General features: G+C 39.9%; 18 protein-coding genes and 1 riboswitch. Of the genes, 13 read left to right on the forward strand and 5 right to left on the reverse strand.

Translation table 11 applies throughout. The annotated features are described in order from the left end of the window. Window positions 1-170 precede the first annotated feature (170 nt). From FPK91_RS02000 to FPK91_RS21035, 3 genes are all read left to right on the forward strand, one after another. The gene (locus tag FPK91_RS02000; RefSeq protein ID WP_144207265.1) at window positions 171-1,253 is read left to right on the forward strand and encodes an efflux RND transporter periplasmic adaptor subunit; all 1,083 of its coding nucleotides are present in this window, start codon (window positions 171-173) and stop codon (window positions 1,251-1,253) included. Continuing rightward, a complete protein-coding gene (locus FPK91_RS02005) occupies window positions 1,250-4,339 on the forward strand; it encodes an efflux RND transporter permease subunit (RefSeq protein ID WP_144207268.1) in 3,090 nt (1,029 codons plus the stop codon). Before FPK91_RS02000 ends, FPK91_RS02005 begins: the two co-directional genes overlap by 4 nt. 125 nt (window positions 4,340-4,464) lie before the next feature. Beyond that, entirely contained in the window at window positions 4,465-4,800 is a 336-nt protein-coding gene (locus FPK91_RS21035; RefSeq protein WP_227006658.1) for a Fis family transcriptional regulator, read from the forward strand. 151 nt (window positions 4,801-4,951) lie between these two features. On the opposite strand, the gene fadE is transcribed toward FPK91_RS21035, so the two are convergent. Continuing rightward, on the reverse strand, window positions 4,952-7,399 hold the full coding sequence (gene fadE, locus FPK91_RS02015; RefSeq protein WP_144207272.1) for an acyl-CoA dehydrogenase FadE: 2,448 nt from the start codon (window positions 7,397-7,399) through the stop codon (window positions 4,952-4,954). A gap of 240 nt (window positions 7,400-7,639) precedes the next feature. On the opposite strand from fadE, the gene FPK91_RS02020 reads away from it, so the two are divergent. After that, a complete protein-coding gene (locus FPK91_RS02020; protein WP_144207275.1) occupies window positions 7,640-8,419 on the forward strand; it encodes a class II glutamine amidotransferase in 780 nt (259 codons plus the stop codon). Between the two features lie 3 nt (window positions 8,420-8,422). Here FPK91_RS02020 and FPK91_RS02025 read toward each other — a convergent pair whose 3' ends face one another. The 3 genes from FPK91_RS02025 to trhA all read right to left on the reverse strand — a co-directional run bounded on the left by FPK91_RS02025 (window position 8,423) and on the right by trhA (window position 10,430). Further along, entirely contained in the window at window positions 8,423-9,226 is an 804-nt protein-coding gene (locus tag FPK91_RS02025) for a DUF3108 domain-containing protein (RefSeq protein ID WP_227006659.1), read from the reverse strand. A gap of 23 nt (window positions 9,227-9,249) precedes the next feature. Next, window positions 9,250-9,594 (reverse strand): MGMT family protein, encoded by a 345-nt coding sequence (locus FPK91_RS02030; RefSeq protein WP_144207281.1) that lies wholly within the window; start codon window positions 9,592-9,594, stop codon window positions 9,250-9,252. A gap of 155 nt (window positions 9,595-9,749) precedes the next feature. Further along, the gene (gene trhA, locus FPK91_RS02035) at window positions 9,750-10,430 is read right to left on the reverse strand and encodes a PAQR family membrane homeostasis protein TrhA (protein ID WP_144207284.1); all 681 of its coding nucleotides are present in this window, start codon (window positions 10,428-10,430) and stop codon (window positions 9,750-9,752) included. Between the two features lie 284 nt (window positions 10,431-10,714). On the opposite strand from trhA, the gene FPK91_RS02040 reads away from it, so the two are divergent. From FPK91_RS02040 to FPK91_RS02080, 9 genes are all read left to right on the forward strand, one after another. Beyond that, window positions 10,715-11,980, forward strand: coding sequence for a hypothetical protein (locus FPK91_RS02040; protein WP_144207287.1), 1,266 nt, complete (start codon window positions 10,715-10,717; stop codon window positions 11,978-11,980). 230 nt (window positions 11,981-12,210) lie between these two features. Beyond that, window positions 12,211-12,309: riboswitch (TPP riboswitch) on the forward strand. Window positions 12,310-12,551: 242 nt separating this feature from the next. Next, window positions 12,552-14,594 carry a phosphomethylpyrimidine synthase ThiC gene (gene thiC / locus FPK91_RS02045; RefSeq protein WP_144207290.1) on the forward strand — a complete coding sequence of 681 codons (2,043 nt, stop codon included), beginning with the start codon at window positions 12,552-12,554 and terminating at the stop codon, window positions 14,592-14,594. A gap of 2 nt (window positions 14,595-14,596) precedes the next feature. Next, complete coding sequence (thiE, locus tag FPK91_RS02050) at window positions 14,597-16,411, forward strand: thiamine phosphate synthase (protein ID WP_144207292.1); 1,815 nt, start codon at window positions 14,597-14,599, stop codon at window positions 16,409-16,411. Beyond that, window positions 16,408-17,181 carry a HesA/MoeB/ThiF family protein gene (locus FPK91_RS02055; RefSeq protein WP_158638059.1) on the forward strand — a complete coding sequence of 258 codons (774 nt, stop codon included), beginning with the start codon at window positions 16,408-16,410 and terminating at the stop codon, window positions 17,179-17,181. Before thiE ends, FPK91_RS02055 begins: the two co-directional genes overlap by 4 nt. 9 nt (window positions 17,182-17,190) lie before the next feature. Continuing rightward, complete coding sequence (gene thiS, locus FPK91_RS02060) at window positions 17,191-17,394, forward strand: sulfur carrier protein ThiS (protein WP_144207298.1); 204 nt, start codon at window positions 17,191-17,193, stop codon at window positions 17,392-17,394. A 2-nt stretch (window positions 17,395-17,396) separates the two neighbouring features. Beyond that, window positions 17,397-18,161, forward strand: a complete 765-nt coding sequence (locus FPK91_RS02065) for a thiazole synthase (RefSeq protein ID WP_144207301.1) — start codon at window positions 17,397-17,399, stop codon at window positions 18,159-18,161. Between the two features lie 53 nt (window positions 18,162-18,214). Further along, window positions 18,215-19,324, forward strand: a complete 1,110-nt coding sequence (thiH, locus tag FPK91_RS02070) for a 2-iminoacetate synthase ThiH (protein ID WP_144207304.1) — start codon at window positions 18,215-18,217, stop codon at window positions 19,322-19,324. A gap of 192 nt (window positions 19,325-19,516) precedes the next feature. Then, a complete protein-coding gene (locus FPK91_RS02075; RefSeq protein ID WP_144207308.1) occupies window positions 19,517-19,861 on the forward strand; it encodes a chemotaxis protein in 345 nt (114 codons plus the stop codon). A gap of 104 nt (window positions 19,862-19,965) precedes the next feature. Then, window positions 19,966-20,985 (forward strand): putative metalloprotease CJM1_0395 family protein, encoded by a 1,020-nt coding sequence (locus FPK91_RS02080; protein WP_264371787.1) that lies wholly within the window; start codon window positions 19,966-19,968, stop codon window positions 20,983-20,985. A gap of 17 nt (window positions 20,986-21,002) precedes the next feature. Here FPK91_RS02080 and FPK91_RS02085 read toward each other — a convergent pair whose 3' ends face one another. After that, window positions 21,003-21,908 (reverse strand): LysR family transcriptional regulator, encoded by a 906-nt coding sequence (locus tag FPK91_RS02085; protein ID WP_144207313.1) that lies wholly within the window; start codon window positions 21,906-21,908, stop codon window positions 21,003-21,005. Between the last annotated feature and the right edge of the window lie 19 nt (window positions 21,909-21,927).

A 21,927-nucleotide genomic window follows, 5' to 3' on the forward strand; every position in this document is an offset into this window, starting at 1 on the left:
TATAATTGATCAATCTTTATTTACAAAACGTATTAACGCCAAATGTTTCATAAATGTGTAAATTGTAAGTAAAGGTAAAACGCCTTGATACCAGCTTGAGGCTGAGTAAACTAACGATTGACTCAATCCCTTAACATTTTGTTTTTCTGAGTTTGATGAATGGAATATCGATGAAAAAAATAATTTTTATACTCGTAGCGATCGTTATAGGTTGGTTTGCATATCAATTTATTCAACCTGAGCAAATCGAAACAAAACGGGTAAAACCTATTCCAAACGTTGTGGTCGCTAAAGTTGCCATGCTACCCGTTAGAGATGAAGTAGAAGCCATTGGTAATAACAAAGCATTTGAATCTATCACTATTACGCCCAAAGTGACTGAGCAAATTGCCGAGATTAATTTTAATGATGGTGACATTGTTAAAAAAGGTGATTTATTAGTACAACTGCGTAATCGAGAGCAGCTAGCAAAAGTAAATGCAGCAGAAGTAAAAGTGAGAGATCATTTACGAGAGCTAGACAGAATCAGAAGTCTTGTAACGAGCAAAACCGTTGCTGAACTTGAAAGAGATAGATTACAAACGCTAATCGATACGACTCGTGCAGAACTTGAGCAAGCCAAAGCAGCATTAGAAGATCGTGCCATTCATGCCCCTTTTAGCGGCAGGTTGGGCCTGAAACTCGTCAGTGTGGGGAGTTTAGTTTCTCCGGGTACTCAAATAACCACGTTAGATGATGTTAGCAAAATCAAATTAGATTTCTCAGTACCAGAACGTTTTATTCAAGAAATTGCATTAGGTAAAAATGTTGAAGCGAAAGCGATAGCATTTCCAGATAGAATTTTTAAAGGCGTGGTAACTTCTATCGATACGCGTGTAAACCCAACAACCCGAGCCGTTTTGGTTCGTGCAATCATTGCCAATGCAGATGCAGCATTGTTACCGGGTATGTTGATGAAAGTTAAATTAATAAAGCAAAACCGCGAAACGTTATTATTACCAGAATCAGCCATTATCCCAATTCAATCAAAACATTATGTCTATGTCGTCAATGAAGAAAATATAGTTGAACGTCAGCAAGTCACACTCGGTATTCGTAATCGTGGGTGGGTAGAAATTCTAGATGGTTTAGTTATCGACCAGCCTGTCATTATCAGAGGTTTACTTAAAGTGAGACCTGGTGATGAAGTTATAACGCAACCTGCTGAAGCGTTCAATTTCGCTAATGTAGCGGGTGCGGAGAGTGCCGCATGATATTAACCGACATTTCAGTTAAAAGGCCGGTATTGGCCTCTGTAATAAGTATTTTAATTATTCTGTTGGGGTTAGTGTCATTCGATAAACTGCCTTTAAGAGAATACCCCAATATTGATCCCCCTGTGGTATCAATTGATACCAGTTATCGAGGTGCAAGTGCATCGGTTGTTGAAAGCCGTATCACTCAGTTAGTGGAAGATAGGATCAGTGGTGTCGAAGGGATTAAACATGTCAGTTCAAGTAGCCGTGATGGACGTTCATCCGTCACATTAGAGTTTGATATTGATCGTGATATTGAAGCGGCAACCAATGATGTTCGTGACCGCATTTCGAGCTTGCTTGATAACTTACCTGAAGAAGCTGATCCTCCAGAAGTTAAAAAAGCCAATGGTGGCGACGAAGTGATTATGTGGCTGAACTTAGTGTCTGATCAAATGACCACTTTGCAGCTTACTGACTATGCTAGACGTTATCTTGTTGACCGTTTTTCAGTAGTCGATGGTGTGGCTAATATTCGTCTCGGTGGCGGTAAAGTCTATGCCATGCGAGTCTGGATAGACCGCCAAGCGTTGGCCGCACGTAAATTGACGGTTGCCGATATTGAGTCTGCACTGCGCTCCGAAAACGTCGAATTACCAGCAGGTTCAATTGAATCTAAAGAACGTCATTTTACCGTAAGGGTAGATAGAAGCTTTAGAACTGAAGAAGACTTCGCCAACTTGGTAATTACTCAGGGTGATGATGGTTATTTAGTTAAGCTGGGTGATGTTGCTAAAGTTCAAATTGGTTCTGAAGAAGAACGAATTATGTTCCGTGGTAATACTGAGTCAATGATTGGCTTAGGTGTTTCAAAGCAATCAACAGCCAATACCTTGGATGTTGCTCGCGGCGCCAATGCGTTAGTTGATCAAATTAATCCAACATTGCCAGCGGGTATGGAGATAAAGCGCTCTTACGACAGCTCTGTATTTATTGAAGCCTCTATTAAGGAAGTTTATCAAACGTTGTTTATTGCCATGATCCTAGTGATTATTGTAATTTACTTATTCCTTGGTAGCGTGCGAGCCATGCTTATACCTGCGTTGACGGTTCCGGTATCGTTAATGGGTACATTCATTGTTTTGTATTCGTTGGGTTACACCATTAATTTATTGACCTTGCTGGCGATGATACTGGCAATCGGCATGGTGGTTGATGATGCCATTGTCATGCTTGAAAACATTCATCGGAGAATAGAACAGGGCGATTCCCCTTTAAAAGCCGCTTATCTTGGCGCTCGTGAAGTCGCCTTTGCTGTTGTTGCTACAACATTGGTATTAATAGCCGTTTTCATGCCTATTACCTTCCTAGAAGGTGATTTAGGTAAGCTATTTAAAGAGTTTGCGGTAACCATGAGTGCTGCAGTGCTGTTTTCTAGCTTGGTTGCTTTGACGCTCAGCCCAATGATGTGTTCAAAATTACTAAAGCCTGCAGGTGAAAGTTCTTGGTTGGTACGTAAAGTTGATGCTGTCATGGCCAAATTATCAAATATTTATCGAGCAAGCTTAGTCAGTGCTATCAAGAAACCCTATTATATTGGTGCCATTGTCATTGCTGCATTTGTCCTTAGTGGCTATCTGGTTAAACAGGTTCCACAAGAATTTGCGCCTCAAGAAGACAGGGGCTCAATGTTCTTAGTGGTCAATGGCCCGCAAGGTGCAAGCTTTGAATATATTGAAAAGTACATGGATGAAATTGAAGGGCGCTTAATGCCTTTGGTGGATTCCGGTGATATTAAACGCTTATTGATCCGTGCCCCACGTTCATTTGGTAGTTCTGCTGATTTTTCGAATGGCATGGCCATTATTGTGCTAGAAGATTGGGCAGATCGACGTCCCGCAAATGAAATTATTACTGATATTCGCAGCCGAATTGCTGATTTAGCCGGTGTAAGAGCGTTCCCTATAATGCGCCAAGCTTTTGGCCGAGGAGTCGGTAAGCCAGTGCAGTTTGTTTTAGGCGGTCCAAGCTACGAAGAACTAGCATTGTGGCGTGACATTATTATCGAAAAAGCGTCAGAAAATCCGATGCTAACAGGTCTTGATCATGACTATAAGGAAACCAAACCTCAGCTTAAAGTTAATATTGATAAAGATAGGGCAGCAGATTTAGGTGTTTCAATATCTCATATAGGTCGTACATTGGAATCAATGTTAGGTTCTCGTTTAGTGACCACATTTATGCGTGATGGTGAAGAGTATGATGTGATTATTGAAGGAAATAGAGATAATCAAAACACCGCAACAGACCTTGAAAACATTTATGTTAGATCAGAGCGAACGCGTGAATTGGTTCCATTATCGAATATAGTAACGGTAGAAGAGTTTGCCGATGCAAGTTCGTTAAATCGCTATAATCGTATGCGGGCAATTACTATCGAGGCTAATTTAGCGGATGGGTATAGTCTAGGTGAAGCGTTGGATTACTTAAATGAAGTTTCTGATACTTATCTACCCGCTGAAGCTGTTATTAGCTATAAAGGTCAGTCATTGGATTACCAAAGTTCAGGTAACTCAATGTACTTTGTGTTTATTTTAGCATTAGGTATCGTTTTCTTAGTATTGGCTGCGCAGTTTGAAAGCTATGTGCACCCAATGGTGATTATGCTTACCGTACCATTGGCCACATTAGGTGCATTAATTGGCTTATGGTTTACCGGCCAAAGTATTAATATCTACAGTCAAATTGGTATCATTATGCTAGTGGGCCTGGCGGCAAAAAATGGCATTTTGATCGTTGAATTTGCTAATCAGCTACGAGACAAAGGCGTTGAATTTGAGCAAGCTGTTATACAAGCTTCAACCCAGCGTTTACGCCCAATTCTAATGACGGGTATTACCACCGCAGCAGGTGCTATTCCGTTAGTGATGTCTAGCGGTGCAGGTTCAGAAACTCGTTTTGTTATTGGCGTAGTGGTGTTATCGGGTATTTTACTGGCTACGATATTCACTTTATTGGTGATACCTGTGGCTTATAGTATTTTTGCTAAAAACAGTAGCTCTCCAGAAGCGATAGCGCAAAAATTAGAGCAAGAGTTAAAATAGCCAAAAGCGATTAACATTACTATGAAAGCCAGTTGCATAAAGTCGCAACTGGCTTTTTTATGTCTGTATACTTATCAGATAGCTTTTGAGTTTACCCAAATTGCGTTAGAGGTTGTGTATTAGTCATGAAGAAAACAGATAAGAAACGGGATAATCAAATTCGTGAACAGCTAACGCTTGTTTGTGACCTATTTTTGAATGAATGTGAAGGTTTTGAATGGTTAACACATAAAGTAAATTATGATGCGTTCCCAAAATCATTGAAGGTTATCTGTGTCTTTAGCCAGGAATCAGAGATTACCGCTGTTAGATTAGCGAAACAAGATGAGTTTATGATTCAAGCGATTCAACATCATTTGCAAGCAGTATCAATGAATATATCACGTGATCAAATTGTGTTAGATAGCGAAGCAGCGTGTGATAGTCAGCATGATGGTAATTGGGCTAGAAGGTTGAATTAGCTAACTCTAACCCTAAACCTAACCTCTAGTTGTGGTATTGAACTCGGTTTTGGTTTTAGTGTTCAAAGTTTTATATCAGAAAAACATTAATAATTCACAGACAAAAAAAGGGAAAGCGAATGCTTTCCCTCTTTATTACAGATGTTTAGGGCTAGGCTGCTTCAACTTGCTTAGCCACTGAAGCAACTTTCGCTTCAAGCTCTTCAGAATCAAAATCATCAACATTAATTGACTTCATTCGACCGATTTCAGCTCTTTCTAGTAAGGCCACTTCAGTATCACTAAGTACACCCAGTGCTTTACCTTCTGCAGCAATTTTATCTAACCACATAAAGGGTAAACGCTTACCAGCAGCTTTACATACTTTGTCGTAAATTGGCTCAGACGCTAAAATATCAAGTAGTGTTTGTTCTTGAATACCCACAGCGTTATGCTCTGATGGTGTTAAGAATTGACCTTTACCAAGACGGTCACGACTAGCACATGGCGTTTGCATAATCTTAGCCACTTTATGATCTAACACATCACTAGGACGTTTAAGAGGGCGTCCAAATGGGAAGATGACAGCACGTAATGCAAAGCCAAGACCCATAGGGAAGTTATCTAATAAATCATCTAAAGATGTTTGCAGTTTATGCAGAGAATCTTCAACAGCCCACTGAACTAAAGGTAAATCTTCAGTTAAACGACCTTCGTCTTCATAACGCTTAAGCGTAGCTGAGGCGAGATAGAGTTGACTTAATAAGTCACCTAAACGTGCTGAAATACGTTCTTTACGTTTTAGATTGCCACCCAATGTTGCCATTGCTAAATCAGAAAGTAGGGCTAAGTTGGCACTAAAGCGGTTCATCTGCTGGTAATAACGTTTTGTTTTATCGTTATATGGTGATTTTGTGAAACGACTAGATGTCACACCCATCCAGAAGCTTCTGACAAAGTTCGACATTGCAAAGCCGATATGCCCAAAGATAGCGGCATCGAAATTACTTAAGCCTTGGCCTGATGTCGTATCAAAAGCTGATTCCATTTCCGTCAAAACATATGGGTGACAGCGAATTGCACCTTGACCATAAATAATCATCGAACGGGTTAGAATGTTTGCGCCTTCAACTGTAATCGCAATCGGTGCTGCTTGATAGCCGCGACCTAAATAGTTATTTGGGCCAAGACACACACCTTTACCACCGTGAATATCCATGGCATCGATAACACATTTTTGCATTCTGTCAGTCAAATGATACTTAACGATGGCAGAGATAACAGAGGGTTTTTCACCCAGACCAATGCCGACAGTGGTTAGTGAACTAACCGCATCCATTAAGTAAGCGTTACCACCAATTCGTGCCATTGGCTCTTCAATACCTTCTAATTTTCCGATAGGTAGTTTGAACTGACGACGGATACGAGCATAAGCACCAGTAGCAAGAGCAGCTGTTTTAACACCACCAGCAGAGTTTGAAGGTAAAGTGATACCACGCCCTACAGATAGACATTCAACGAGCATACGCCAGCCTTGACCTGCCATAGCTGGCCCACCAATGATGAAACTCAATGGTACGAATACTTCGTTACCGCGAGTTGGACCATTTTGGAACATACAGTTTAGTGGGAAATGACGACGGCCAGTTTCAACACCTTCAATATCTGTTGGGATAAGGGCACAAGTAATACCTAAGTCAGCAGTATCGCCAAGTAAACTGTCTGGGTCGCGTAATTTGAATGCAAGACCTAGTACTGTTGCAACAGGGGCGAGGGTAATATAGCGCTTGTTCCATGTTAGTTTCATCCCTAACACTTCTTCGCCTTCCCATTCTCCTTTACAAACAATACCAAAATCTGGGATTGCGCCAGCATCACTACCAGCTTCTGGGCTAGTGAGTGCGAAACAAGGGACTTCAAGACCTTTTGCTAAACGTGGTAGGTAATGATTTTGCTGTTCTTCAGTACCATAGTGTTGCAATAATTCTCCAGGACCTAAAGAATTTGGCACACCAACAGTAGAGGCCAATTCACTGCTTAAACCAGCAAGCTTTTGTAAAACGCACGATTGTGCATAGGCTGAATACTCTCGACCACCATATTTCTTCTTGATGATCATGGCGAAGAAACCTTCGTCTTTTAGGTATTGCCAAACTTCCTGTGGAAGGTCAGCAAGTTCATGAGAAACTTGATGTTGATTAAGCATTTTACATACTGTTTCAACTGGACCATCTAAGAAGGCTTGCTCTTCTGCAGTTAATCGACCTTTAGGGTAGTTATGCAGTTTATTCCAGTTTGGATTACCTGCGAATAAATCTGCTTCCCACCAGGTTGTACCCGCTTCAATCGCTTCTTTCTCAGTAGAAGACATTTCAGGCATGATGCCTTGATATACTTTTAACAGTGGACGAGAAATGAAGTTTTGACGAAATGATTTTACATTTAATGGCAGAGCTAAAACGATATATACGATCCAGGCTAAACTACCAACAATGTTCAACACGCTACCAACAAGCAAAACAACTGCAGCGGCAATGGTTGCCGTCAATAGTGATACGCGCATATAAGTCGCTGCGCCGAGTACCGCTATCATGGCGATGATCCAAATAAGTGTCTCCACTGTCTTTCTCCTTAAAGCATCCAAATATTGAACGCCTACAAATTAATGATCCTATTCACAGAACTGAGTGTGGTCAGACCTGTATCACATAAAATTAAACTGAACTGAAGATGATTACAAGTTTTTTCAAACAATTGTTTAAAATTAATTGATCAATAAAAGTCCCAAATTTATTTTGCACTAGGTACAATAGGCATAAGATAAAATTTTAATTTAATTCAACTCTTTAAGGCTTTTTTAATGTGTGAGTTACTAGCGATGAGCGCTAACATTCCTACAGATATTGTGTTTAGTTTCACAGGTTTAGCTGAACGTGGTGGCGTTACTGGACCACATGTAGATGGTTGGGGGATCACTTTTTATGAAGGCAAAGGCAGTCGTACTTTTAAAGATGCGAGTCCCAGTAGCGAATCTCATATTGCTAAGCTAATTAAATCTTACCCAATAAAAAGTGAGATAGTTGTTAGCCATATTCGTCAAGCCAATCGTGGCTGTGTTTCGTTAGAAAATACCCATCCTTTCACCCGAGAATTGTGGGGACGCTATTGGACATATGCACATAATGGACAACTGTCAGACTATCAAAACAAGTTCAATGTAAGCCGCTTTCAGCCTGTTGGTGACACTGATAGTGAATTAGCATTTTGTTGGATAATGGAACAAGTGTTAGTTGAGTTTGGCGATAAAGCACCAGATGACATGAATCAGGTATTTGAGTTTATAGCGACCATTGCAGATGAAATTCGTGAATTAGGTGTATTCAACATGATCTTGAGTGATGGTGTCGATTTAATGACCTATTGCACCAATAATTTATGTTACATCACCCGCAGAGCCCCGTTTGGTAAGGCTAAACTCATCGATACTGATGTGGTGATTGATTTCAATAAAGAAACGACACCCAATGATGTCGTGACTGTTATTGCGACTAGACCACTGACTAAAAATGAACAGTGGCATATTTTACAGCCGGGTGAATGGAAGCTATTCAGACAAGGTGAGTTACTGATTAACAGTTAACACCTACTGATTATGTGAAACAGCTGTATCGTTTTCTATTGCTTGCTCAATGTGGTAATTATCTAATTTAATATCGAGTTGTTTACTGCCTTTTGAAAAATGACTTAAGCGCACAGGCAAGTAATTTAAATCAGGCGCCATCCAGAAAAATGTTTGGCGCTTTTTACTTTTTCTCACCACTTCTATCTTTATGGTTTGGTAAGTACCACTATCTATAATGACTTGTTCTTTACCCACTACTTTGAATTCATAATCATCTAACTCTTTCTCCTTTACCATCTTATATTTCAAAGAGTCTGGGTTATGGTAAAGATCCATTCTAAATTGGAGTTGCGAAACTAATGGGTCAAAAATGTCGTTGGCAAAAGGTAATTTTTCACGTTCGTCTTTATATATAGTATGAATAACGTCTTGTCCTGGAGCGAAAACAGTTTGTTCTGTGTAATCTGAGCCAGTGCCACTGCGTTTACTCATATAACGGATGGGTTTTAATTCTCCGTCTTCTAATTGAAATTCACTATTTATGTTACGTACATCAGATAGCATCAATAGACTGACGTCACTGTCGAATCGATAGTTGTAATACCCATTATCACTTTTAGGTAATTGAAAGCGTGCTTTACCCAGTTCAATACTGCCATAAAAAACCCGATATTCTGCTGAATGAGGGATTAACGGCTTAAGATAATCTGTACTGTGATCACTAGGTGGTAAAGTAGGAGTGGAAGCTTCATCAGCGGCAATAGCTGTTTGAGATAGTGAAAATAAAACAACATTTGCGAATAAAATAGTGATTTTTTTAATCAAAGGAATACCTACCAAAACTTGTATTAAAAGGGTAAAGACATAACCAAGGTTGCCAAATCTGGTCGCCATTCATATTTCGACAGTGAAATCTTACCTTTGTTCACTTCAACACCTTCAGATCTTAGTCGTTCTTGTTGATTTTGGAAATGAATAGTATTGAGTTTAAAAGAAATTTTACCTTGGCTATTAATCACTCTATACCAAGGTAAGACCAAATGTGGTGGGGCATCTTTTAATGCTTTTGAGACATATCTAGCTCGCCCAGGCAAACCAGCGAGATCGGCAACTTTGCCATAAGCTAATACATTGCCTGCGGGGATCATGTTTACAATGAACCAAATTCTTTGTTTAGGGCTCAGATTTTCCATTTATAAACGATAGCTCAAATCTATTGTGATGAAATGTCTAAGGTAGTTTAGTGTAGCTTGTAAGCTGAAGATAGATCTAGAGTTGCAGTTTGTTTGGATAGTAACCATGTCTCCCCCATATTTGTATGAGAGAGACATACAATTACATCAGCAGTTTAAATAACGGTCAGATAAACACACAAGAAATGGGACAAAGCGCCAGCGAGTACAAATAAGTGCCAAATAGCATGGTTATAGGGAATACGTTTATTAACATAAAATATTACCCCGATGCTATAAAAAGCGCCACCAGCCAACAATAGGTTAAAGCCTAAGTCGCTCATGCCTTTTATTAAGTCACTCATTATGGTGACACAGAGCCAGCCCATCACTAAATAAAGAATGACACTCAATGCTTTAAAGCGACCTATAAAGAGGGTTTTAAAAACAATTCCCCCTAGGGCTAACATCCATACTGCCGTCAGAATAATTGAAGCATATTCACTTTCAAGGCTGATAAGCATGAGTGGAGTATAAGTGCCCGCTATAAGGGTATAAATAGCGCAATGATCTGCCATTTTAAAACGCTTACGCCATAGAGGTGTTTTACTTGAGTGATATAAGGTCGATGCCAGAAATAGCATCACAATACTTAGACCATAAACGGCTACACCAATGGTTTCAGTTAAGTTTAATTGGCCATTAGCTTTAATAAGCATAGCTATTAAGGCAACGAGACCTGCAATGACACCAATACCATGAGTGATGCTGTTGGCACGTTCTTCAATAACACCATAATCAGGCTTAGTTATCGGTGTAGTTTCTAATGATTGATTAGCATCTAACTCTAGTGACATAGTTGCGTACGGCCTAGTTAAGCGATTTAGAATGAGTCTAACAGCTAAAAATAATATAGGCTATAACTTTAGCGTACACGTGTAAGCTTAAATAATTATTCTAGCTTAACTCGCTGATTTTATTTACGAGAGAAGCAGTGACAATGAGTGAATAAGGGAACTTATTGGAATTGTTGTTATCTATATTGTGAGTTTTATAGCCATGCTAAAAACTCAAAGCAAGTGATAAGCTAGATAGTACATAAGGAGCATGAGCTTTTAAATAGCGACAGGAGGCGCAAATAATGACTAATAACAGTGATGTATGTAATGTAGAACTCGAAGACGATCATATCGATGAACCGATATACAGTGAAGATTCTGTCTCATTACCTGTTAAAACATTAATTGCTACAAAATCTTCCGAAGAAACCGCACAAATTGATTTCTCCTCGGATGCATTGATATTTCCTGCCGTAGATACTGTTGAACCTGCAACGCTGACTCAATGTCATATTGACGATCAGCAAGAGCAAAACAGTCAACAGCGCCAATCTTCGTTTGTTAATGGCCATTTTATCGTAAAAAAGCTATTAACTTCCCCATCAACAATGCTTGTTGCATTGCTACATATTGTCGTGCTGATTATCCTATTGAATCTTGCTAATAATACGGTAAAGCATTTTGTCGAAGTCAGTAACGAGAAAAGTCTGTCTAACTTGAGTGAGCAAATAGATAACTCGACAAAAATAAAGGCCTACTTTTTAACGGCTGAACAAATTAGACAGCTATCTAACGAGCAACTGACTAAAGAACAGCTATCAGAAAACCAACCGTTTATTGAACAAAAGCCTGCTTCTTCAAAGCAGCAACAAGAACAAGTAATCAAAAAGGCACAAGAACCAGAAACTAAAACTACAGAAACCATTCCTCAAAATGAGCAACTTCCAACCAAAGTTTTGTTAGATCAGCCAATCGCTCAAATTGAAGTACAAAAGGCGGCAACAAAACCAATTCTACTGCCTGAAATGGAAAAGGCGTTAACGTTTGAAGAAACATCAATAGTCACAGAGTTTGATTGGTCATCAGTTGACAGTATTTATCTGCAGAAAGATAAAGAGGCCAGTAATGAACATTTTTTTAATCAAAAAACGTTTAGTGAACTTGGTGAAAGTGAGTTAGCAATTGAACATTTTTCAGTTTTAAACTCAGCTTCACATTCCTTTGTGAATCAATATAACCAACAACAAGTGATCGAGCTTATTTCACAACAAGCTCATAATGCGACTTCATCGAGTGGCGCGAGTGTAAGTGAACTCACGCCGGAAATGGACGATATAGAATTAATTCTCATAGAAGATAAGCGTCAACCCACCACGCTTAATCACCGCTTAGATCCGAATAGAATCGTTAAATTAGGTGAGACTTGCTATCGAGTCGTTCCCTTACCAACACAGATAAACCCGCATGCTGAAGGGTTAGGTTTTGCCGAACCATGTGATAGTGGCAAAATGAAAAGGGCGCTAAACAAAGCAATCGAACATCGTTTATCAAAAGTCCAATTGCCTTAAATTGCTTTTTTCAACTGCATCAAGTTTTTGTTACCCAATAACCTTATTCTAAATATGAATTATTCTATTCTTATACAATAAATTAATTGATGTCAGTAAGGGTTATTGTCAAATTAAATAAACCAAATCGTCTAAATACAGGTGCTTAATATATGAATTATTTAGATTGCCAAAGTTTTCTATTGAATATATTAAACTTGTATTTTGTTAATTAAGCTGGCTATACTGCAGCCATCTTGTCGGAGTGCCTTATGGCTGAGACCGTTTATTCGGGATCCGTTGAACCTGATCAGGCTAAAACCTGCGAAGGAAACAAGCAGTTAATTTGCTTAGTTTTTACAAAATAGTGCCTTTAAATTCAATTTTTTAACGTCACTTATGTGTGTGTTTTCTAGCTAAATACAAAATAAATTTTGCTCACTTCTTGTGTCGTTGCATTATTTTATTTTGTAAACGTTTAATCACATCCACAAATGTAATTGCTATGGTGAGTTACAGAGTTGATTTTAACTCGCTCGTCATCAACAATTCTCCAGGCAAGCAACTCTATTTTTTTATTTTGAGGTTGCTTATGTCAAATCGTCGTGAAACCCGCGCTCAAGCGCAAGCATTTATTGATACCCTAAAACCGTTACAACACCCAAATTCCGAGAAAATTTACTTAACCGGGTCACGTAAAGACTTGTTAGTTGGCATGCGCCAAATTCATCAAGCCGATACTATTGTTGGTGGTAGTGATGATGAACCTGTTACAGAAAAAAATCCGCCGCTCAAAGTTTATGATTGCGCCGGCGCATATTCAGATCCTGATGCCGATATCAACGTTAGATTAGGTCTTAATAAATTTCGTCAACCATGGATTGAAGAGCGTGAAGATACCGAGCAGCTCAATGCTGTTAGTTCTGACTTTACCCAACAACGACTAGTTGATGATGGTTTAGATCATTTACGCTTTGAAGCTTTGGTCACACCAAAGAAAGCAAAGAAAGGTCAGTGTGTTACTCAAATGCACTATGCTCGCAAAGGTATTATCACGCCTGAGATGGAATATATTGCCATCCGTGAGAATTTAGCAAGAGAGCAGGTTACTGAGGGAATTCTCACTCAAAAAGCGCCAGGTGAAGCTTTTGGGGCTCACATTGGCCAGCCTATCACGGCAGAATTTGTGCGTGATGAAGTTGCCCGCGGTCGCGCCATTATCCCCTTAAATATCAATCATCCAGAAGCTGAGCCTATGGTCATTGGCCGTAACTTTTTAGTGAAAGTTAACGCCAATATTGGTAATTCTGCTGTGACATCTTCAATTGAAGAAGAAGTTGAAAAATTGGTTTGGTCAACGAGATGGGGCGCTGACACCGTAATGGATTTGTCTACGGGTCGATATATTCACGAAACCCGTGAATGGATTATCCGTAACTCTCCAGTACCTATTGGCACAGTACCTATCTATCAGGCACTCGAAAAAGTCAATGGTGTGGCGGAAGATTTAGATTGGGATACCTTTAGAGATACCTTGATTGAACAAGCTGAGCAAGGCGTTGATTACTTTACTATCCATGCAGGTGTATTACTTCGTTATGTCCCTATGACAGCCAAACGTTTAACGGGTATCGTTTCTCGTGGTGGTTCAATCATGGCTAAATGGTGTTTAAGTCATCATAAAGAAAGTTTTTTATATGAACACTTTAGAGATATTTGTGAAATATGCGCAGCTTATGATGTATCACTGTCATTAGGCGATGGTATGCGTCCTGGTAGTATTGCAGATGCCAATGATGAAGCACAGTTTGCTGAGTTAGAAACCTTAGGTGAATTGGTTAAAATTGCTTGGGAATACGATGTACAAACGATCATCGAAGGCCCAGGTCATGTGCCGATGCAATTGATTAAAGTGAATATGGAAAAACAATTGGCCCATTGTGATGAGGCGCCATTCTATACATTAGGCCCTCAAACGACGGATATCGCCCCGGGTTACGATCATTTCACTTCTGGTATCGGCGCTGCAATGATGGCGTGGTATGGCGTAGCAATGTTGTGTTATGTCACGCCTAAAGAGCATCTAGGACTTCCGAACAAAGAAGATGTAAAACAAGGCCTTATTGCTTATAAGATTGCGGCTCACGCTGCCGATGTTGCTAAAGGACATCCAGGTGCACAAATTCGAGATAATGCATTATCAAAAGCCAGATTCGAGTTCCGCTGGGAAGATCAATATAACCTAGGTCTTGATCCTGAAACTGCTCGCGCTTATCACGATGAATCCCTGCCGCAAGAATCCGCTAAAGTCGCGCATTTCTGTTCAATGTGTGGTCCGAAGTTTTGTTCAATGAAAATTACCCAAGAAGTCCGCGAATACGCTGCGAAGCAAGAGCGTGAACAGCTACTTAATGTAAAAGTTCTCGATGCCAGTGAATTTCAAAGTAAACAAGCCCTGTCAAATGACAATGCTAAAACAATTGATACAGAGCTTGATATTCAATCAGCGATGGCACAGAAATCAGCAGAATTTAAAGCGACAGGCTCGGCTATTTATCATCCTATTTCAAAAGAGTCTGTAGGCACTGAAGTCGATACTGAAGTTAAAGACAGAATTGCAGAGTTAGAGGAATAACTATGCCAGTTTCTGATCAACAAAGATCTGAAACCACCGCACCTATTGTCTGGACCATCGCAGGTTCAGACAGTGGAGGCGGCGCTGGTATTCAAACTGATCTAGCCACTATCAATGATTTACAGTGTTTTGGTTGCAGCGTTATCACCACCTTAACTGCTCAAAATTCCGTCGTAGTTTCGTTAGTCGAAACTGTTTCTGAATCCATGTTATTAGCACAACTTGATGCATTGGCAGATGACTTAGCACCTTCCGCCATAAAAATTGGTTTAATTGCCAATCAAAAACAGCTAGTTACCATTGCTTATTGGCTTAAACGCTTTAAAAGCCAAACTTTAGCTAATCAATTGATCCCTGTTATTTTAGATCCTGTTATGGTCGCAAGCAGTGGTGATTGTTTAAATGACCAGACGAAAACTCAATTGGATTTCACGCCCTTCAAAGGCTTAATTAGCTTGATCACCCCCAATGTTGTTGAGCTGTTTAAACTCACTGTATCGAGTGATATGCCTATTCATCACGATTCAGTGAAGAAAAAGTTAGCTATTAATTCCGAAAGAGATTTTTATCGTGCCGCTATGCAGTTAGTTAACAAGCTACATTGTCATGTTTTGGCAAAAGGGGGTGATGCTAGTCATTGGCAAGAGTCTAAAGCCAATGACCTCTATATTTGCAGGAAGGTTAACGGTGTTAGCGAAGCGCATCAATATCAATCGTACTGGCTAAAAAGCAATCGTGTAGAGACGATAAATAATCATGGCACTGGCTGCACATTATCATCTGCTATTGCTTGTTTTCTTGCTCAAAATTATGTCTTGCATGATGCGATAGTCATGGCTAAAGCTTATGTTTTGAAAGGACTGATTCAGAGTGTGTCTTATGGTAAAGGGGCTGGCCCAGTAGCAAAAACAGCATGGCCTGATGATTTACACTATTACCCTGAAGTCGTGACTTATTATGCTGCTAAACCCCAAATGTCTTCGAAGAATCTCGCAAAAGTTATCTCAAAAAAATCGTCAACAATTGATAACAATTTAGATGGTCATAAACCGCATGAAAATACCGCCCAAGGTTATTCTAGTTCAGGTTTTCCTGCACTTCAAAAAGACATTGGAGTGTACCCAGTTGTCGATGATGTTGCCATGTTACAAACGCTGTTAGAGGCTAACTGCACCACGATTCAATTACGCGTAAAAAAAGATCAATCTCACGCTTTTGTACTTGATAACCTTAATGGGTGTTCAAAGCTAGATAAGTTAGAACAAGATATCGCCCAGGCCATTGCGTTAGGTAAGCAGTACAATGCTCAGGTTTTTATCAATGACCATTGGGAAATTGCGTTAAAACTCGGTGCTTTTGGTATTCATTTAGGCCAAGAAGATGTTGAACTCGCTGACTTGAAGGCGATATCTGCAGCGGGTATTGCTTTGGGTTTATCAAGTCACAGCATATTTGAAATTCTCTTAGCACATCAATTAAACCCTTCTTATATTGCTTTAGGGCATATATTTCCAACTACGACGAAAGTGATGCCATCTAAACCACAAGGGTTAAGTAAGCTATCTCGATATTCTAAACTGTTGAATAACGTTTATCCCACAGTGGCAATTGGCGGCATTGATTCAACCGTTCTCGATGAGATTAAAGCGACGGGAGTCAATAGCGTGGCAGTTGTGAGAGCAATAACGCATGCGAAAGAGCCTGCACTAGCTTTTACAGCATTACTACAACAATGGACTTTGGGTTTAGGTTCAACGTCAAAATTAGCTTCCAAAAAACCTCTACAACTATCGCAATTAGTAGAGACTCAAGTATGAAGTCACTATCTGATAGGCAATATATAAAGTATGCCAGTCATATTTTATTGCCTCAAATGGGTGAGGCTGGACAACTAAATTTAATAAAGAGTCGTGTGCTTATCATTGGCATTGGCGGCTTAGGTCATAGCGTGGCTCATCAGTTAGCGGCTGCCGGTGTCGGTGAGGTTATGTTGATGGATGACGACAACGTTGAATTATCAAACCTTCCCAGGCAATTGTTATTTAGTGAAGCTGATATCGGCTCAAGTAAGGTGTCAGTGGCGAAAGTAAAATTGGCTGCGGTTTATGGCGATACTAAAATTGAATCAATTCAACGACGTTTTTCAAATGATTTAATCAGTGAAGCGTGGGTCAGTAAAGCTGATTTAATCTTCGATTGTACTGATAACTTTGATACTCGTTTGAAGATTAATCGCCTGTGCATCAACACTAAAAAACCATTAATAAGCGCGGCAATATCCGTATCACATGGTCAATTAATTTGCCTATCACCTCAACATCCGCAAAGTGGCTGCTATCAATGTTTATACCCTGAAAATACGCTTGTTAACCAGTCATGTTCATCTTCGGGGGTCATGAACTCGGCGGTGATAAGTGTCGCATCGATGCAGAGTTTATTAGGGTTGAATTTGCTCAGAAATGGAGATGGTGCCAACAGTCATCTTAGTGGAATATTACATTTGTTTAATGCTGACACACTTCAATGGCGACAGGTTCAGATGAATCGAGATCCTGAGTGTGATGTTTGTAAGACTTTTAAAGATTAGGGGTTAGTTATGATAGAGATTGAATTTAATGGTGAAGTTGAGCAGTTGCAACAGACTGCTAGTTTACTTGCATTAATAGAGCATAAACAGTTGAACCCGAAAACATTGGCATTAGTACTCAACCAACAAGTGGTGCCAAGAAGCCGTTGGGAAGCGATTCAATGTCAGCCGAACGATAAAGTAGAAGTCTTTTCTGCTGTTGCTGGGGGATAGTCATGTTAACAATCGCTGGACATCAATTTGAATCAAGACTGTTTACTGGAACCGGTAAATTTAGCCATTCTAAAACCATGCTTGCTGCTATTGAGGCTTCACAATCTCAACTAGTAACGTTAGCAATGAAACGGATAGATCATAATAAAGATAATGATGATCTATTAAGTCCCCTTCAGGCAATGGGTGTAAAGCTATTACCTAATACAGCAGGGGCAAGAACGGCTAAGGAAGCGATATTTGCAGCTGAATTGGCAAATGAAATGCTAGGGACAAAATGGATTAAATTAGAAATACATCCAGATCCTAAATACCTGATGCCTGATGCCATCGAAACGCTTAAAGCGGCAGAAGTATTATGTGCAAGAGGTTTTACGGTTTTACCTTATGTGCATGCCGACCCTGTACTGTGCTATCGCTTAGAAGAAGTTGGCTGCGCTGCAGTTATGCCATTAGGGAGTCCAATAGGCAGTAACCAAGGTTTAGCGACTGAGCCATTCCTTGAAATTATCATCGAACAGGCCAATGTTCCAGTCATCGTCGATGCGGGCATTGGCGCGCCTTCTCAAGCCTGTAAAGCCATGGAAATGGGCGCTGATGCGGTATTGGTTAATACTGCAATAGCAAGCAGTGCTGCGCCAATCATAATGGCTGAATGTTTTAATACTGCAGTTATATCAGGCAGAAATGCTTATCTTGCTGGCCTAGGTGGTGTCGTTAAGCAAGCCCAACATACGAGTCCCTTAACACAGTTTTTGAATGTGTAATTGCACTTTTATTGCTTTACACCTTTACCGTTATAGGATGAAAGAAATACCCCATGAGTTTTGTCGAACAATTTAAGCGGTTAGATCTTGATGACCTATCAATGCGAATCTATAGCTGCACATCTATCGATGTTGAACGGGCCTTGCAAAGGCCACAAGGTAATATTGAGAGTTTAATAGCATTACTTTCACCTGCTGCTAAACCCTATTTAGAAATAATGGCTCAAGCGTCATATAAGCTAACTAGGCAGCGATTTGGTGCAAATCTTGGTTTATTTTTGCCGTTATATTTATCAAATCTATGCGCAAATGAATGTGATTATTGTGGCTTTTCGATGAGTAATAAACTTAAACGAAAAACCTTATCAGAGCCTGAATTACTCGCTGAAATTAATATCATCAAGCAGCGTGGATTTGATTCGATATTACTGGTGTCTGGTGAACATGAAACCAAGGTTGGTATTGAATATTTTAAGAAAGTCATTCCAATAGTGAAGCAACATTTTAGTTATGTCGCTTTAGAGGTTCAGCCTTTAGAGGAACAAGAGTACAACACGCTGGTTGGGTTAGGCTTAGACGCTGTCATGGTTTATCAAGAAACATATCGGCCGCACACTTATGCTAAACATCATACTCGCGGTAAGAAGAAAGATTTCAACTATCGATTATCAACCCCAGACAGAGTAGCTGCTGCGGGAGTTGATAAAATTGGTTTAGGTGTCTTGCTTGGCCTTGATGATTGGCGTGTCGATGCATTATTAATGGGACACCACTTAGCCTATTTAGAAAAGCGTTATTGGCGTACTCGATACAGTATCTCCTTGCCGAGATTAAGACCATGCACAGGTGGTGTTACACCAAAAGTTGAGTTAACAGATGATGGACTCGTTCAAATGATATGTGCATTTCGCCTATATAACCCTCAACTTGAAATTAGTTTATCAACAAGAGAAACGCCGGGTTTTCGTAATAATTTACTGCCTTTGGGCGTCACCAATATCAGTGCGGGTAGTTCAACGCAACCAGGAGGATATCAAAATCCGAATACTGAGTTAGACCAGTTTGAAATATCAGATGAACGTAGTGCTGATGAAATGGTTATACAAATGCAAAAGAGTGGTCTTAATCCTGTCTGGAAGGACTGGGAATCAAACTGGTTTTAATACAGCAAACACCCAGATAAGTTGATGTTTAGAATTGATTTATTTTCATATTATTCATGCTGATACCTGGTGAACTATGATATTTAGTCAATAAGTTGTGTCATCAACTGTACAATAATGATTATTTGGATGATAATTAAACAGGTTACAAATGTTAGTTTTTATCTATCAGCTTTTTTGAGGAGATTTGTTATGCAAATACCATCCGCCTATACCTCTGGTATACAAGGACTTCAGGGGGCTCAAAATGATTTAGCTCAGGCTACGACATCAGTTGCTGCACCTGAGAAATCTTCACCAACCTCAGTTCAGGTTCCTCAGGATACAGTGACAATAAGCGCTCAAGGCCAAAGCACTCAAACTCAAAGCACTGAAACTCAAAGTACTCAGGCATTAAGTTCACAGCCTGTTACACAAACTGATACCACATCTGCACTTATTCAAGCAGATCAGGCGCTAAACCAAGGACAAGCTTCAGCTGAAGTGATTAATGTCGCTTCTGAAAATGTTGGTACAATCATCGATTTATCGGTATAGCGTTTACTTAAGTGGATATTCCAAGCGGTTTATCGACCAAGTCAGTTGCATCAGTGCATGCAGCTCAGGCTTCTTCGGCTAATTCTTTAGCGAAGTCTTCTGCAGTGGGATCGGTACCAACATCTAGTAAAGTAATTTCTACAACTGTACTTTCTAGCACTGTAATCTCTAGCTCTGTATCTAATAAAGCAACTAACACTGCTTTATCGTCATTATTAACTGCCACAAATTCAGCTACGTCATCTGCTTCCAATAATTCTTCTCAATCATCGCAAGTCAATCAGACCTCTTCACCACAATTTAATTTAAGAACTGGCGCTATTTCTGTTGCAGGTCTAAGTGTGAATAATGTGCCTGGCAATCAAAGTGAGGTTCAAACTCCTTCATCGCAGTCACAGGCCGAAATATTTCAACCAAAAAACAATCAGTCCACTAATACTGCAAGCGATTCAAAGATCATAGAACCTGATAAAAGCGAAACCAGTGTCATTTTCGCCAATGAGTCTCAAAGTGACGATAAAGCACCATCAGACATAGCTCAATCAGAAAAAGTACAGGCAGAACAAGCGCAGCAAGAGCAAAAGGATCAGCAAGAACAAGCACAACAGGAAAATATTAATCAACAACAAGCGGTAGAGTTACAAGTTATTAATGATTTAAAATCCCGAGACATAGAAGTGAAAACTCATGAGCAAGCTCATGCTACAGTGGGGGGGAGTTTTGCTCAGTCTCCAACTTACACCTACGAAAAAGGCCCAGATGGTAAACGTTATGCAGTAGAAGGCGAGGTCAGTATTGATGTTGCCCCAATTGAAGGGGACCCACAGGCAACTTACACTAAAATGCAAAAAGTATACGCCGCCGCCATGGCACCTGTTCAACCTTCAAGTGCTGATATTAGAGTGGCAACTGAAGCCACTCAGTTAATGAATGAAGCTAAACAAGAATTAGTCGGTGAACGACAAGAGCAGGTGATTAGCACTGAAGATGTTCAACACATTAATGACTTAGGACAGATTTTTAATTTAGCCATTGATGATTTACATGTAAATGCTGATATCATTGAAAATAAGCCTAATATGAGTATTCTGTCAGATTTTCCATCTATTAATATTGCCGTATAAACTACAATCTACTTCTTTTAAACCCCGTGGTAATGACTAATTTCATGTTGCGTTAGTATCATAGACTCAAGCAGTTTACTTGCAGGTCCTTGTGAGTCTCGGTTTGGAATGATTAAGCTTAATTGAATTTTACGGCTCTTGCTGCCTTTCAAAATAAGCCTAACTAAGCTGCCATTCTTAATATCATCTTCTACTAAATATGCTGGTGCCCAGCAAAATCCAATTCCCGAGAGCAAAACGTTTTTCGCTTCGTGAAAATTAGAAACAGTCCAGCGTTGTTCTGACTTTAACCAGCCAGTATCAGCGGCTTTATTGATAGAAGTTTCTTTAATGACAACTTGTAGATGTTGAGCTAGTTCACGTTCGTCAGCGACAATACCGCAATGTGTCAATGGATGATTAGGAGGACAGACAAGGTATAATTCTGATTCGCATAATGGCTCTGCAATATGACCTTTCGGGGGGACACCACATATGGCCAGATCGACTTTATTACCGTCAATTAACTCATTGGTACCCGATATCACCGAATCAATCACAGTGACTCTTGTTCCTCGACTATCAGGTAAAAATGCTTTTAGCGCATCAACCAGAAAATGCATTGGATAAATGATTTCACGGGCTATGGTTAAATTGGGCTCCCAACCTTGTCCTAAATTACTGGCAAGTTGCTCTAACTCATCAACTGATTGAGTTAAATGACGAGAGCGCCTTAGTAATACTTCTCCTTGCTCAGTTAAGTAGGCTTTTCGACCTCTGACTTCAAGTAGTTGTATTCCTAATTGGTTTTGTAGTTTAGCCACTGCATGATTTAGCGAAGATTGGCTTTTGTTAAGTTTCTCTGCAGCTTGAGCGTAACCGCCAAAATCGACCACAGACTGAATAATTCGCCATTGTTCAAGTGTAGACTTTGCTCTATTCATTCATACTCTCAATTGTTAA

The sequence above is a fragment of the Shewanella donghaensis genome (genome assembly GCF_007567505.1).
GTDB lineage: Bacteria > Pseudomonadota > Gammaproteobacteria > Enterobacterales > Shewanellaceae > Shewanella > Shewanella donghaensis.